Source organism: Paenibacillus sp. Leaf72 (genome assembly GCF_001422685.1).
Lineage (GTDB): Bacteria > Bacillota > Bacilli > Paenibacillales > Paenibacillaceae > Pristimantibacillus.
This window is the reverse complement of the sequence record NZ_LMLV01000001.1, coordinates 632,572-648,034: the sequence shown is the minus strand read 5'-3', so window position 1 is coordinate 648,034 and position 15,463 is coordinate 632,572. Positions and strand designations below refer to the sequence as shown.

12 protein-coding genes are annotated in these 15,463 nt (G+C 48.9%); 8 read left to right on the top strand and 4 right to left on the bottom strand.

Features of this window, described 5'->3' with window-relative positions; genetic code table 11:
- Positions 1–81 precede the first annotated feature (81 nt).
- The gene (locus ASF12_RS02865) at positions 82–1,953 is read right to left on the bottom strand and encodes a S8 family peptidase (RefSeq protein ID WP_056029273.1); all 1,872 of its coding nucleotides are present in this window, start codon (positions 1,951–1,953) and stop codon (positions 82–84) included.
- Between the two features lie 207 nt (positions 1,954–2,160).
- On the opposite strand from ASF12_RS02865, the gene ASF12_RS02860 reads away from it, so the two are divergent.
- The 3 genes from ASF12_RS02860 (at position 2,161) to ASF12_RS02850 (ending at position 3,464) form a co-directional block, all read left to right on the top strand.
- Positions 2,161–2,661 (top strand): YpuI family protein, encoded by a 501-nt coding sequence (locus ASF12_RS02860; RefSeq protein ID WP_056029271.1) that lies wholly within the window; start codon positions 2,161–2,163, stop codon positions 2,659–2,661.
- A 54-nt stretch (positions 2,662–2,715) separates the two neighbouring features.
- Positions 2,716–2,925 carry a DUF1540 domain-containing protein gene (locus tag ASF12_RS02855; RefSeq protein ID WP_056029269.1) on the top strand — a complete coding sequence of 70 codons (210 nt, stop codon included), beginning with the start codon at positions 2,716–2,718 and terminating at the stop codon, positions 2,923–2,925.
- Between the two features lie 89 nt (positions 2,926–3,014).
- Positions 3,015–3,464, top strand: coding sequence for a prepilin peptidase (locus ASF12_RS02850; protein ID WP_056029266.1), 450 nt, complete (start codon positions 3,015–3,017; stop codon positions 3,462–3,464).
- Between the two features lie 99 nt (positions 3,465–3,563).
- Here ASF12_RS02850 and ASF12_RS02845 read toward each other — a convergent pair whose 3' ends face one another.
- The gene (locus ASF12_RS02845; protein WP_341278386.1) at positions 3,564–4,193 is read right to left on the bottom strand and encodes a GTP pyrophosphokinase; all 630 of its coding nucleotides are present in this window, start codon (positions 4,191–4,193) and stop codon (positions 3,564–3,566) included.
- A gap of 172 nt (positions 4,194–4,365) precedes the next feature.
- Here ASF12_RS02845 and ASF12_RS02840 point away from each other — a divergent pair, with 172 nt between their 5' ends.
- Together ASF12_RS02840 and ASF12_RS02835 are read left to right on the top strand one after the other, a co-directional pair.
- A complete protein-coding gene (locus tag ASF12_RS02840) occupies positions 4,366–5,154 on the top strand; it encodes an ABC transporter ATP-binding protein (protein WP_200931580.1) in 789 nt (262 codons plus the stop codon).
- Positions 5,151–7,439: a poly(ethylene terephthalate) hydrolase family protein gene (locus tag ASF12_RS02835; protein ID WP_056029260.1), complete on the top strand. Its 2,289-nt coding sequence runs from the start codon at positions 5,151–5,153 to the stop codon at positions 7,437–7,439. The genes ASF12_RS02840 and ASF12_RS02835 overlap by 4 nt, the downstream gene beginning before the upstream one ends.
- Before the next feature lie 198 nt (positions 7,440–7,637).
- On the opposite strand, the gene ASF12_RS02830 is transcribed toward ASF12_RS02835, so the two are convergent.
- The gene (locus tag ASF12_RS02830) at positions 7,638–8,339 is read right to left on the bottom strand and encodes a queuosine precursor transporter (RefSeq protein ID WP_056029257.1); all 702 of its coding nucleotides are present in this window, start codon (positions 8,337–8,339) and stop codon (positions 7,638–7,640) included.
- Between the two features lie 190 nt (positions 8,340–8,529).
- Here ASF12_RS02830 and helD point away from each other — a divergent pair, with 190 nt between their 5' ends.
- Positions 8,530–10,869: an RNA polymerase recycling motor HelD gene (gene helD / locus ASF12_RS02825; RefSeq protein ID WP_056032726.1), complete on the top strand. Its 2,340-nt coding sequence runs from the start codon at positions 8,530–8,532 to the stop codon at positions 10,867–10,869.
- Positions 10,870–10,906: 37 nt separating this feature from the next.
- Here the strand turns inward: helD and ASF12_RS02820 are convergent, their stop codons facing one another.
- Positions 10,907–11,803 (bottom strand): PAS domain-containing protein, encoded by an 897-nt coding sequence (locus ASF12_RS02820; protein WP_056029254.1) that lies wholly within the window; start codon positions 11,801–11,803, stop codon positions 10,907–10,909.
- Positions 11,804–13,147: 1,344 nt separating this feature from the next.
- On the opposite strand from ASF12_RS02820, the gene ASF12_RS02815 reads away from it, so the two are divergent.
- Together ASF12_RS02815 and glgD are read left to right on the top strand one after the other, a co-directional pair.
- Entirely contained in the window at positions 13,148–14,314 is a 1,167-nt protein-coding gene (locus tag ASF12_RS02815; RefSeq protein WP_056032723.1) for a glucose-1-phosphate adenylyltransferase, read from the top strand.
- Entirely contained in the window at positions 14,311–15,420 is a 1,110-nt protein-coding gene (gene glgD / locus ASF12_RS02810; RefSeq protein ID WP_056029251.1) for a glucose-1-phosphate adenylyltransferase subunit GlgD, read from the top strand. The genes ASF12_RS02815 and glgD overlap by 4 nt, the downstream gene beginning before the upstream one ends.
- Positions 15,421–15,463 lie beyond the last annotated feature (43 nt).

Genomic DNA, 15,463 nt, shown 5'->3' with positions numbered 1-15,463 from the left:
CTTTTAATCCTTTATGCCAGCCCGATTACAAGCAGACATTGCGCCATTGCCATGACCGTGCCTAGTCAGTCTCCCGGCAGCTTATTTCTCGTATTTGCGCGTAATGGAATTCAGACGGTTTTTCGTCTTGTCCGGGTACGTCTGGAGCGCAGTATTAAAGTTCATTGCTGCTTTGAGCGCACGGTCAATGTCAATTTCCCCGTAGCCAAAATAAACATCCTTCCCTGGGTCGCCTAAATCGACGGCCGATTTGCGCATAATTTCCATCACTTCCTCATTCGTCAAATCCGGATTGACGGAGCGAATGAGCCCGGCTAATGCCGCAACATGCGGACTTGCCATCGAGGTGCCGGAGAGTGCCGCATATTGACCGCCAGGATACGTGCTGGCAATGCTGTCTCCCGGTGCAGCCACATCAATATAATCGCCATAGTTGGAGAAAGAAGCTTTTTTCTGTGCGGAATCCGTTGCCGCAACAGCGAATACTTCCGGGTAAGCAGCCGGATAGCCCGGTCGATCGGTATTGTCATTGCCGCTGGCTGCAATCAGCACAACGTCATGATCGTACGCATATTTAATCGCGTCATGCAGAAAATCCGCCTGCGCATAATTGCCGAGGCTCATATTAATGACCTTGGCGCCGTGGTCAGTCGCCCAGATCAGCCCTTGAGCGACAGAGTAGGTCGAGCCAGCACCGCTGCTGTCAAGCACCTTGACCGGCATCACCTTGTTGTACCAGGATAAGCCAGCTACGCCCTCACCATTGTTGACGGACGCACCGATGATGCCAGCTACATGGGTACCATGACCGACATCGTCATCTGGCGCAGCCTCGCTGTCGACAATGTTGGTGCCATCCAGCAGCTTGCCCTGCAGATCAGGATGATCCAATTGAACACCGGTATCCAGCACCGCTACAATGACTTGATCATTGCCTCGGGACAGCTTCCAGCCTTTCTCTGTTTCAATGGAAGGCAAATTCCACTGGTATTTGGCATACAGCGCATCATTAGGAATGACATCCCCGCTGTCGCCGTCATTATTTGTTTCATTCGTCATATATAAATAGTGAGGCTCCACATATTCCGTTTTCCAGGAGCGGCTGAAATATTCCTTCATTTGCTTCGCTTCCATATTTTTGGAACGGAACACATAGGTATTATCAATCTGATTAATTTGGTTGACGGAAACAGCGTTAATGGATTGCTTCATTTTTTCAAGCTGCTCATCGGTTACCTTCTCGGCAAAATGGACCACAACATCCTTCACATGGTAATGGCTGGCATTGCCATTGTCTTCACCGGTCCGAACCGTTGTATCACGGTTTGTATTCGGAATAACCGACTCAATGCGGTAATTGCCTTCGTTCGGATAAGGGACGAGCCGCAAATTGCGCTTCTGATGGCGCTCCACCTGTGTGACAATATCCTGCTTGATGACGCCGACGACACCCATGCCGCGGTATTTTTTATGGGGAACGCCGAGCACGATGAAACGGCTGCCGCTTTTATTGACAAACGGCTTGGATTCGTAGGACTTGCCCTGCTTGACAGCGGCCGCGGCCGCTTCTACTTCGTTTTTGCCGGAATCTGATGGAATGGCCCCGCGCTGCACGCTGCGCTCTCCGTTCATCAAGCGGATGTAGGACATATGCTTATGCATGTCCATCATGCTGATAACGGGCTTGGCTGACACGGTTTTTCCGGCTTTGCCAGCTTGGCTCGTGTCCATCAGCTTATAAAATTCTTTGGTGCATTCGGAGACGCACAGAAAAGAAGTGGCCTCCATATCGCGATTGAGCGTGCGCAGCTTATGCTGCTTTTCCTGATCGACAGACAAGCTCTTGACCGGTGCAGCGGGTTTCTTGCCTTGGGGTAGAAACAAAGGTGCAGTTGGAATTAGCAGCGTGGCCGCTACAAGCACGGTAAAGACGCCAATCCATTTCTTTTTCATTTGCGCGAACCTCCATTAAATGACAGCTGGAATAACAGCATGAGCCTGTTTGATGTATAGGTTCGCTTTTAAATCCAGAAAATATGCGGCACAATCGGCGTTTCTCCAGTACCATCTGCAAGTAATTTGTGGTACTATGTTGATGCCTAGAGTTTTATGATCATGCAACGTTTAAGCTTGTTTGGATTGAAGAAAGGGGAACTACCTATGCCAGCGACTAATGTCAAACCACTTAGTGAGACAACCCGTATTAAACTTAAAGAAGCCGTGAATCAATTGGAGCCATTTTTGAATCACTATTCGCTCGTACAGCTGAAAGCGGAGCAAAGCAGTGACGAGGCGCAAAATTTTTACAAAGGCCTGCTATCCGATTTGAGACATTTGTTGGTGTTTTCTGAGGTCTCGGTTGAAAAGCTGGGAGTATTGCTCAGACGCCCCAATTTTGATAACGATTTTGCAGAACGTGCCTTGTACGAAGTGTACCATCAATGTGTGAATGCCTTCTTCTATCCTAAAAATGAATGTTATTCCGAAGATGGCCGCTATGCTTACACAGGTCAAGACGCCATTCGCTTCTTGTTCAAGCCTGTTCGGGAAGCACGCGACATTGTTTTGTCTTTATCCAAAATTTACGAAGAGCTGCGCGATGAGCTTGCTTATTATGAAACAGACTACATGACCCAGCGCCGGATGCAGGGGCAAAAATAAGGCAGAATGAATCACCTCCGTTCAGGGAAACTTGATAGCGGAGGTGATTTTTTTATGCCAAAGGGCGTATCATGCAGCGTATCGAATTGCACGTTTTGGTCAGAAGGAAATAACTGTGGCGCCGATTCCATTGCGATTGATATTGACCAGCATGCAAGTGCCGATTTTGGATCTGAATTTGCCGCTGAAGAGTTAGGCTTGCAGCATCAGGACCAGGCGGCGAAGTCGTCTGCAACATGCTGCCATACCTTTAAAGCGCGCTAAGGCAGCTGGGGATGGCTGTCAGGTGCAGAAGCCTTGGGCTAAAATCGTTGGAAGCGAAAGACAAAGCTTAAATGTGGAGGTGATCCCAAATGGAACGCTGGGATGAAACGGAAAGCAGCAGTCATGGGGAGAAGGAGCAAAACCACGAAGCAGCGTTGGAAGAGCGTCATCATAGAGCATTGTTATCCGATGAAGAAATAAACCATGAAAGCCGTAATATTAATGAAGAAATGGCAGGGGAATTTGCCGCTGGAGTACCTGTTCCCGTATCTTATGTTCCGCGCAGCGAAAGCAAAAGTGAAGGCGAGGATACGGTAAGGGAGAGCACCGGAGGCACTGCGCTGGGCTGGGTCGGATTGGTGTTTGCGATCGCTTCCTGGTTTTTATGGCCTGCGCTTATGGGTGCAGCCGCAGCGGTGCTCGGCTTTGTCGCGTACCGTCAAGGAGCGAAGGGACTTGGATCATGGGCAGTCACAATTGGCCTAATCGCCTTTGTGCTCGCTGTTGTTATTATTCCATTGTACCGGGCCATAACCTGACCTTATATGATTCAACCGAACGATGCATCACCTGTATCTTCTTGAAAAAAAGCCTCCGGATACCGCTTATGCAGCGGTGCCGGAGGCTTTTTTTTGCGATTATTCTATCGCAAATTCACGGTGCTTAAGTACCTCTTGATTCAGAGCGAGCATGCGTTTATCGAGCAAATTGATCATGTCGGCGGATTCCTTCAGCTGCTGTTGAATTTCCGGTGGAATGCCTTCATTATATTTGTAGTAAATTTTGTGCTCTAGGCTGGCCCAGAAATCCATCGCGCTCGTGCGGATTTGAATTTCTACCAGCACATTTTCAATGCGGTTCGTCAGGAAGACGGGAATTTCTACAATAAGATGCAGGCTCTTATAGCCATTTGGCTTCGGATTGAGCACATAATCCTTCACTTCAATTACTTTAACGTCGGTTTGCTGGCTGATCATTTCCAATATTTGATAAATGTCAGTGGAGAAAGAACAGATAACCCGGACGCCAGCAATATCTCGAATGTGCTCTTTCGCATTTTCCAAATTAATATCCATATTTTTGCGGCGGAGCTTGTCCATGACGCTTTCGGGATTTTTAATCCGCGTTTTGACATGCTCAATCGGGTTGTAGTCATGAATAAATTGAAATTCCTCGTTTAAAATATTCAGCTTCGTCTCCACTTCATCCAAGGCGAATTTATACGTTAAAAAAAAGTGCGCCCATTGCTTCATCATATCTCGCTGCATGCGATCCATCACTCCTAATATCATTCTTGCTTCTATTATTGTACCATGTTCCCGTCCACATTGCTCATTTCGGGGGGAGGCATAAGGTCATCCCAGCAGGCGCGTGCTGGGAAAGGATTGAATGTTAGAGCCAATTTACATATAATTTAGTCTACATGGGAGGATGAGAACAATGATCATAGACATTCATAATATAACTTGGGAACGGGAAGAAAAAGTCGTCCTTCAGGGGATTGATTGGCAGGTTGAAGCGGGTCAGCACTGGTGTTTGCTAGGGCTTAACGGCTCCGGGAAGACGACGCTTTTAAATATGATTAACGGCTATATTTGGCCAACGACAGGTTCTGTAGCAGTACTGGGGCATAAATTTGGCGAATACGATTTGCGCGAGCTGCGCAAAAGCATAGGCTGGGTCAGCACATCGCTTCAGCAGAAGCTGTATGGTCAGGATACCGCCTTCAAAATCGTCTTAAGCGGAAAATTTGCGACGATCGGGCTGTATGATCAAGCGCTTCAGGAAGATGAAGAGCAGGCGGTTTCCCTGATGCGCAATCTCGGCTGTGAAGTTCTGATGAACCGCACGTACAGCACGCTCTCGCAGGGCGAGCGCCAGCGGGTGCTCATTGCAAGGGCGCTGATGGCTGCGCCGAAGCTGCTTATTTTGGACGAGCCTTGTACAGGGCTTGATGTATTTGCGAGAGAGCAGCTGCTGGAGATGATCAATCAGGTGGCACAGCAGCCGGATGCGCCGACTATTATTTATGTAACGCATCATGTGGAGGAAATTTTGCCTTGCTTCAATCAGACGCTGCTGATCAAGGACGGCCGGGTTTTTGAAGCTGGGGATACGAGCAAGGTGCTTTCATCGGCGCGCATGAGCGACTTTTTCGGTGTGCCTGTAGAGATTGAACAGCGCGAAAACCGCAATTGGCTTTTTATAAAGGCAGCTGATCGCAAGTGAATACAGCATTGGGGCCGTTAGGCATTGTGCCGCCACCGAAGATTCCGAGACGGCAGCGGTTGGCCCAGTGGTTAAAGGCGCGGATGCATCAGCGGCTCGCCTATGACAGGCCGCTGTTCCACCATGGCTCGGCGGGGCTGGTGATATTCGGAACGCTTGCGATGGCGCTAGTTGCGCTGGGCATGCCGACGGGTCTTGGGGCGCTTGTGGACATCGGCGGTTTTGTGTTGATTAATACGGTGGCCTTGTATGCAGCTGCGCAGCTATGCTCAGTACTGCTAACGCTAGTTTTTGTACCGGTTCCCCGCTTGTTTGCCGGGTATTTTCTATATGTGGGGTTAGAAGCTTATTTCATTTTTTATTATTCTGAATTTGGCTTGCTTATGTCAGCATTATTTGCAGCGGCGTATGCCATTTGTGGCGCGCTTGCAGGCATGCTGCTCGGGCAAATACTAAAGCTGCGCGGCAGAGGGCTCGCCATAGCAGGCATTGTTGTAGCAGGAGCACTATTAATAAACGTTGCAGCGAATCAATTACGCGGAGCTTCTGATGATGCAGCGCCTGCCGCAGATATGGGGTCATACGATTCATCTGCGGATGGTGCCTTGGATATGAGCCTGGAAGACGCGCTGCCGGTTGCATCCATTGATGCGGAAAATCCGGCATTGCCGGGCGGTTACAGCTATCGCACCTTTACCTACGGGAGCGGGAGTGACAAGCAGCGCAGCGAGTATGGCGCGCAGACGGAGCTGCTAACGACTTCCGTAGATGCATCGGCTTACATTAAAAAGTGGACGTGGCTCAAGCAGCAGTTTTGGGGCTTTGACCAAAGCGGGCTTCCATTAAATGCGAGAGTGTGGATGCCGGAAGGGGATGGAGCGTTCCCGCTTGTGCTCATGGTGCATGGCAATCACTTAATGGAGGAGTTTTCGGATGCAGGCTATGCCTATTTGGGGGAGCTGCTTGCGAGTCGGGGCTTTATTGCGATATCGGTAGATGAAAACTTTCTTAATTATTCGGTCTGGTCGGGCATCCCCGAGCAGGATATGAAAATGCGGGCATGGATTATGCTCAAGCATATTCAGCAAATCCAGTCGTTCAGCACGCTGACGGATAATCCCTTTTTCAATAAAGTGGATTTTTCCAAGGTCTCTCTAATTGGGCATTCACGCGGCGGCCAAGCGGTAGCGATGGCAGTGGATTACAAGCGATGGTTTGCGAAGGATGAAGGGCTTGCCAGCATCGCCGAGGTCGATTTTGCTTCGGTTGTCGCTTTGGCCCCGACGGATAAGGAGGTAGACAAAGCATCGGCGCGGCTTAAAGACGTCAGCTATTTGACGCTGCAAGGCGCAAGGGACGGAGACGTCAACAGCTTTTACGGGGACAGGCAGTATATTCGCACCAGCTTTACGCTGGGCTCGCCGTATTTTAAAGCGTCGCTGTATATGTCCGAGGCCAACCACAGCCGCTTTAATTCCGATTGGGGCATGATGGATGAGCGGGTTCCCGGTGGCCTGTTTCTCAATCAGCACAACATGATGACGCAGGCGGAGCAGCAGCAGGCAGCTAAAGTGTATATCGCGGCTTTTCTGGAAGCGACGCTGCACGGCAACGAGGCTTATAAGCCATTGTTCGAAAATAACAGAGCGGCGCGGGACTGGCTCCCTTCCTCCAGCGACTATGTGAGCAGATACGAGGATGCTTCCTTCCTCGCGGCAGCGCGTTATGAAGAGGATGTGGACAAGCTGACGCTGCCGAGCGGAGGCAAGCTGAGCGCCGAAGGCTTCAACGTATGGGAGGAGTCGGAAGCGAAGGACCGCGACAATCGTAACAAGGGCTCGCGAGGCGCTGTGCTGGAATGGGACGCTGCGGCCACGTATACGTTGGAGCTTGCAGCGACGTATAGCGAGGCTGTCGTTTCCAAAGGGCTGGATACGTTCAGCTTTTCAATGGAAAATACGGGTGATGCAGAAGCTGTACCTCAAATCGAGCTCGAGCTTGTGCCTGCCCATGGTGAGGCGGTACGCTTGCCATTATCCAGTTTTAACGATATTCCGCTGCCCTTCGAAACGCAGTTTACTATTGTCCCTTGGCTTGAGAAGCGAATGAAAGAGGGGAAATATAAAGCGAGCATGGAATCGGTGTTTCAAACCTACAGCTTGCCAGTGGCACGGTTTGCCGAGGCAGGCGGCTGGCCATCTGGAACGGAAATTAAGCGGATAATGTTTTATTTTTCCGGAGCGCCTGGCCGAGTGATGCTGGATGACATCGGCTTTTATAAATAAAATGCGCCGCGGCGTACAAATAACCTCCCGGCAGAAGGGAGGTTATTTGTACGCCTGCCGCCAAAGGATGGCGACAGCCGTTTCACCTTGAAATATAGGAAAGGATATCCTAGCGCAATCCTTTCTCTATATTTCTCGGAATGAAACGCGCCGCGCCGCCAAAGGATGGCGACAGCCGTTTCACCTTGCATTACGGACTTAAATCGATTCTTTCTTGAACGTGAAGCTTCGCGCTGCATATAGAAACGGCGTCGAGCAGACGGACACCAGAAACTTAATGACATAGGTGGACAGGAAGATCGACATCCACACATCGAACTCATATTCAGTTGCAAAGGCGATCGTACAAAAGATAAGCGAATCGACGAATTGGCTAATAATCGTACTGCCGTTATTGCGTATCCACAGCTGATTGCGGGCTGGAAACAGCCGCTTGAGCAGTGAATAAATTTTCACATCAAGAAATTGGCTGACAAAATAGGCGCATAGGCTGCCAAGGGCAATTTGCGGCAGCATGCCGAATATGGTCTGAAGCGCTGCTTGCGCCTCCACACCGGGCTCGGCTGGATTAAACAGCAGCGCCATCTGCATAATAATGGTTGAGGCGATTAAGGTGAAGAACCCTAACCAGACCGCTTTTTTGGCATCGGCTTCGCCATATTTCTCGTTGAGCAGGTCGGATGCCAAATAGATGGTGCCATACATCGTATTGCCGAGCGTAATAACGATGGCCAGCGTACCGAATTGCAAATCAACGGTTTTGACGACTTGAATATTGGCGACAACGGTCGCCATGCCAATCCAGGCAAAGATGCCGACTTTGCCGAATAATCGGTAGGAAATGAGAAAAAGCGTGAAGTGGGCGAGCATAAAAAGAACGCCGAACCACAAGTTGAACATGTGAAAAAACCTCCTAGTTTTGATAACGCGGGAGTTTACGAACCGCGGCTTGCTTTGCTGCGATGCAGCATGTATGATTATATTTCTGCCTTTGCCATTATAATCGCTTGTTTTAAGACGGGCAATGTTTATTTCTTATTTATACAATTGCGGAAGTACTACTTTTATATATAAAGGAGCGTGACCTATGATGCCGAATTATGAGCTTGAACAGGAACAGCTGCGAGTTAATCGGGTAACGAAGTGGGTCAAGGAGCAAATCGACGGCTTGCAGGATCAGGCTGGAGATCTGCGCGAGGACATTGTAGACATTCGTAAAAACTTCTGGGATGACGTAACGGTCAACTTTGAGGATTCTGCCGAATCTGCGGAGACGCATGCCAGCTTGAAGCAGCAGGCTGAATTGCTGTCGGAACGGGAACGGACGCGCCGCGTGGCAATGGTGCAGCTAGGGCTGCTGAAGAAGCTGGCACAGTCGCCGTATTTCGGCCGCATTGATTTTGTAGAGGATGGCGAGAGCCGCGAGGCGATTGAGCCGATTTATTTGGGGGTAGGTTCCCTGCTCGACGAAAGCGGAGCCAACTACTTAATTTATGACTGGCGTGCACCTATTTCCGGCCTCTATTACGATTATTCGCCGGGACCTGCAAAATATGAGACGCCAGGTGGGCAAATTTCCGGAGAAATGACGCTGAAGCGCCAGTATATTATTCGTCAGGGCGAAATTGAAGGCATGTTCGACACGGGCGTAACGATTGGCGATGAAATACTGCAAGCAGTGCTAGGCAAGCAGTCGGATTCGCAAATGAAAAGCATTGTGGCGACGATTCAGCGCGAGCAAAATCAAATTATCCGCAATGAGCGGGCTCGCCTGCTGCTCGTTCAAGGAGCGGCGGGAAGCGGTAAAACTTCAGCTGCCTTGCAGCGGGTAGCTTATTTGCTCTATCGCTATCGCGGTACATTGAATGCCGATCAAATCGTCCTTTTTTCGCCAAATCCGATGTTTAACAGCTACGTCGCAACCGTACTGCCGGAGCTCGGCGAGCAAAATATGCAGCAGACGACGTATCAGCAGTATTTGGAGCATCGCCTTGTTCAAACCTTTGATCTGGAGGACCCATTCTCCCAATTGGAGTATACGCTCTCTGCCGCTCATGGCAGCGAATATGATGCACGCATTGAAGGGATTCGCTACAAATCAAGCCTTGCTTTTATTGGGCTGATTGATCGGTATGCCGCTTCACTTGGCGAGAAGGGATTGCGCTTTCGGGCGATGAAGTTCCGCGGCCGCACGTTAATTACAGCCGAGGCAATACACGAGCATTTTTACAGCCAAAATCGTTCTCATCCGATTCCGAACCGTCTGCGCATGACCGCCGAGTGGCTGCTCAAGGAGCTGACCCGCCTCGGGCGCGAGGAGCGGGGCAAGCGCTGGGTAGAAGAAGAGATGGAACTGCTCGATAACGAAACGTATAATACAGTTTACAGCGAGCTGCTGGATAAGGAAGGATTTACGCAAAATTCCTTCGATGACCATAAGCGGGAGAGCGACCGTCTGGCGGCAATCATTGTACAGGAGCGCTTTAAGCGCCTGCGCAGCCGGGTAAAACGGCTTAAGTTTCTGGATATGCCGGAGGTGTATCGCCAGCTGTTTCATGAAACAAACAAGCATGAGGGCGAATATCCGCAGCTTTGGGCTGCGATCTGCGAAGGCACGGCGGAGAAGCTGGCGCGTAAGGAATTATTTTATGAGGATGCCACGCCTTATTTATATTTGAAGGAGCTGCTTGAGGGCTTCCAGACGAATACGTCGGTTAAGCATTTGTTCGTCGATGAAGCGCAGGATTATTCGCCGTTCCAATTCCATTATTTAAAGAAAATATTCCCGAGCAGCAAAATTACGGCGCTTGGCGATTTGAACCAGTCGATTTTCGCCCATGCTGTAGTCGGCGACAGCTTTCATGCCTTGTCGGGCATGTATGAGGAGCAGGAAACCGAGCGCGTCGTATTGGAGAGGAGCTATCGCTCAACCCGCCAAATTTCTGAATTTACTAGCAGCTTTATTGCGGGCGGGGAGCGGATTATTCCGTTCAACCGCAGCGGTCCATGGCCAACGATTACCGCTATTGCTGGCGAGGAAGAGCTGACGAAGCAAATTGCCCAGCGTATCGAGGCGCTCAAGAAACAAGGCAATAGCTCGATTGCCGTTATTGGCAAGACAGCGGAGGAAAGCAGGCAGGCTTTTGAAGCTTTGTCCGCCATCGTTCCAGATATAAACTTAATTGCTAAAGAAACGTCGACGTTCGAGCAGGGGGCTGTCGTTATTCCTTCCTATTTGGCTAAAGGCGTGGAGTTTGATGCTGTCATTTTGTATAATGCTTCAAGCTTAGTCTATGGACGGGAAGACGAGCGCAAGCTGTTTTATACGGCCTGTACGAGAGCGATGCATGAGCTGCACCTGTATTACATGGGCGAGTCGACAAGCTTTCTGGACAAAGCGCAGCTAGCCGAACCGCTTAATAACAAATAGTATATAAATAAGGGATGGTCCTGAAGGGGACCATCCCTTATTTGCGTATTTTTTGCCAAATCTCTAAGCAGTCCACCTTGAGCTCGGAGGCAATCAGTTCAGCCGTAAGCCGCTGGGGCATTTTTATTTTTCCATTGCGCAGCTTGGAAATCGTCTGGATGGAAATACCGGTGGCAGCTGCAAGCTGGCCTGCGCTTATGTCGCGTTTTGCCATCCAAATTTTCAGCCGCATGCTGGAATCAATATACTCATGCGTGTTAATAGGCTGCAAATCAAGCACGATGAAGGCGTATTCCTTAATTCGTCCAAACCCGTCAAAGATGGGTGTGAATGTAATCTTTACTTCAAGCTCTACGCCATTGACTTTGGTTGTTTTTACAGTAATATGGTTTGTTTTTTTGAATTTTCGCGTTTCCTCCAAAATATGTAGCAGGCGCATATGCTCGCTTTCGGCCACAATTTCCAGAAAAGATTCTCCATTCAAATGGCCGTCGGCTATCAAATAGGCGGGGAAGGGGTCTTTCAAAAACTGCACCTGATAATTGGCGTCGAGAATGCCGCTAAACAGCACCGTATTCGTCTCGAATTGTCGTTCAATCCAATGATGGGAGCTCAAATCAGTCAGTATAATGAGTGATAATGCCTGGCGCTCTTCGTTAAGCATATTCAGGTTGTTATGCTCGACCATGACGGGCGTCCCTCCCGGCTTGCAGGTGTGGAGCAGTCCTTCTCGTTTTGTGCTGGTCTTGAAATGCTTGAGCGACCAGTTCTCTACCAGCTCGCCTACCGGCTTGTCTATCAAAGATTCATATTCCAGACCTGTTAGGCGAATGAAAGCTTCATTGACATCCATGAAGAAGCCATAATGCTTTACAGATCGGATAATAGCAGCAGGACTGTCCATCATTTGAAACACTCTTTCAAAAACCGTCAATCGTTTTCGCTCCTTTGAGCCAGCAGTGCGGCATGTATGTAAGGTATTTTTAAAATATAAGAATTTATAAGTTGCACACTAATAAATTTTTATATTTCATGACAAAACGGTAGCTTTGCCGCCAGAGGACAAAGACAGCCGTTTACGCTTGAAATATAGGAAAGCATATCCTAATACTATCCGTTCTCTATATTTCTCGGAATGAAACGCGCCGCGCCGCTAGAGGACGGCGACAACCGTTTCACATTGGTCTAGTGTTTAATTAATTAAACTCGCAAGCCTAGCAGGCATATAGCTAGCGGATAGATGGTTATCTGTCCGATTATTGCAGCTTATTGGGCGCTCAGCGCGCTTTATAACTTGTCGCTTTCCTTGTTAAAATAATCAATATATAGGGAAATATTTTAAAAGGCTTGATTCCGGAGGAGATACACCATGAATAATGAATGCACCATTGAGAACTGCACCAAACCCGTCAAAGCCAGAGAATTATGCTCCATGCACCATCAGCGTCTTATGCGTCATGGCGACCCTCTCACCATCCGGCCTCGTAGAACGAAAATTGTAACGAACTGTAAATGGATTAACTGTACAAAAAGCGCGAGTACGAAGGGATACTGCTCTAAACATTATTACATTCATCGCGTAACCCGTACAGTATAAAATAAATACATATTCATCTTCTATCAGTCAGTAAATCAGCAATTTAAGGTTTCATTTGGCTATGAAAGATGTATAATATAACTAGCTGCAAGATGGGGCCATTGGCCCCATTTACCTCACAAATAATCAGGCAACCGTCGCTTTTGTCCAATTTAAAAGGAAGGAGCAGACCTTGTCAATCGCAGCTTTCCAAATAACAGGATGATTATCCCCACTACAGCTTTATTTCACTCAATGGCAAGGCCACCGCAAATGTAGAACTCTCGCATACGAATTTATCACAGTTAAGCAGCTCTTTGCTTCCTATTCACTTTAGCTCCATAGTTTGTCTGCTCACGGACGGAAGCTCTCTTCCAGTTCTATTCTGGCATATATTCATATTGCCGGACAATCTGTCATATCCTAATTATGATGTGGCAAGGGTTTGTTGTTAAAGCCAACTACTCCAAAATGCTGCTCCAACTATCAAATCGGAGTGCCAGAGCCGGGTTGCAACCGCTCTTTCATAGACGACAAGTCATATAAACCCGGGACTCGGGGATAAGGGATAACCTTATTTCGTCAGCGATACGATTGCTGGGCACGGCTGCAAATGTTGCATCTCATCACATTTTCCCCCGCTATCGCCTTGCTCTCTCATCTAGGTTCTGGGGGACACTCATGAATAAGGAGTTGGTGTCCATGGCTCGTAAAGAAATGTTGGCAATGCTGCTTGCAGGGGGTGAAGGAAAACGTCTTGGAGTGCTGACGAAGGATTTGGCCAAGCCTGCCGTTTATTTCGGCGGGAAATATCGGATTATTGATTTTACATTAAGCAATTGCACGCATTCAGGTATCGATACAGTAGGTGTATTGACGCAGTATCAGCCGTTTGAGCTCAATCGTTATTTGGGCATTGGAACGCCTTGGGGTCTGGATCGCAGCGATGGCGGCATGGCTATTCTTCCTCCGCATGTGAAACAGAAGGGCGGCGTCTGGTACAAGGGCACGGCCAACGCAATCTACCAGAATATGGAGTTTATTGAGCGATATAATCCAAGCTATGTCTTGGTCATTTCCGGCGATCATATTTATACGATGGACTACGATCTGATGCTTCAGCATCATAAGCGGTGCGGGGCGGATGTAACGATAGCAGGTATAGAAGTAGATTGGAAGGAAGCCAGCCGCTTCGGTGTCATGCATGTCGATGATGAAGACCGTATAACTGCATTTGAGGAAAAGCCTGCGAAGCCGACCAGCAATATCGCCTCGATGGGCGTCTACATTTTTACATGGTCGGTATTGCAAAAGTATTTGATTTATGACGAGGCGAACCGCCAGTCCAGCAATGATTTTGGCAAAGACGTTATTCCGGCTATGATGCGGGATGGCCTCATCGTCAGCGCTTATTCGTTCCGCGGCTACTGGAAGGATGTCGGCACGATTGAAAGCCTATGGGAGGCGAATATGGATTTGCTCGCAGAGGAGCCTTCGCTAGATCTATCGGATCAAGATTGGCGCATCTATTCTGTCAATCCCAATCGGCCGGCACAATACGTAGCGGCGGGCGCCGAGGTGAAATCATCTATGGTGACGGAGGGCTGCGTTGTGGAAGGGCGGGTAGATCGTTCCGTTCTCTTCTATGGCGTACAGATGGAGAAGGACAGTGAGGTGAGCGAGTCCGTCATTATGCCGAATGTGCGAATTGGCGAAGGGGCACGCGTTTATCGGGCAATTATCGGCGAAGGCGCTGTAATCGAAGACGGCGTGCAGATTGGCGATCCGGAGGATGATGCGATTACCGTCGTAGCTGTTGGACAGTTCGTTGCGAATGATCACGTATTGCTGGAGGTGGAGCCATCATGAGCAACCGGATAATGGGCGTTATCAATTTAATACACGAGTCGGACGAGTTGGAGCATTTAACGCAAAGCCGCTGCCTTGCGACCGTGCCGTTTGGAGCACGCTACAGGCTCATTGATTTTATTTTGTCCAGCATGGTGAACTCTGGCATTAACAAGGTAGCGGTGTTTGCGCATACGAAGTATCGCTCACTTATGGATCATCTTGGATCAGGTAAATATTGGGATTTGAACAATCGTCAGAGCGGGTTGTTTATTTTGCCGCCAGCTACGGATGATTTGCAGGAAATCAGCCGCGGCGATTTATACCATTTTTATCAAAATCGCGATTATTTCAACCGCTCAACGACGGAGTATGTTGTCATTACGCGTAGCCATATGGTTTGCAATATTGATTTCAATCCGATTATTGATGAGCATGAGGCACGCGGGGCGGATATTACAATCGTGTGCAAGAAGCAGCATGATCTGGCCGGCAAGGCGCGCAAGGTCAAGATGAGCAGCGATGGCCGAATTACATCGATTCAGGAAAACTATGGGCGCATGCTGAGCGATATTTCCTCGATGGAAATGTATGTGATGAAGAAGGATTTGCTCATGGAAATCGTAGAAACCTCGCTCGCCCAAGGGCAGGATCATCTCGTACGCCATGCGATATTCTCCCGCTTGAACAAGCTGCGGGTTTATGGACATTTATACGATGGTTATTTGGGCGTAGTCAATACGCTTGAAAGCTATTTTACCAATAGCATGAATCTGCTTTGCCCTGAAGTGTGGAAGGAACTGTTTTTCCAGCCGGGCACGATCTTCACGAAGGTTAAGGATGAGCCACCTGCGCGGTATTTGGAATCTTCCAAGGTTAATAATTCATTAATCGCTAATGGCTGCCGTATTGAAGGGACCGTGGAGAACAGCATTTTGTTCCGGGGTGTCCATATTGGCAAAGGGGCAGTCATTCGCAATAGCATCATTATGCAAAATGGCATCATTGGCGAAAATAGCCTGATTCAGCATAGCATTTTGGATAAGGACGTACGAGTCGATTGCAACCGCGATATAAGAGGAGCGGAGAAGCTGCCCTTCCTGGCAGGCAAGCGCAAGACGATCTAACTAAATGAATAGCAGGCATGAGGCTGGGGGTAAAGCTGGGACT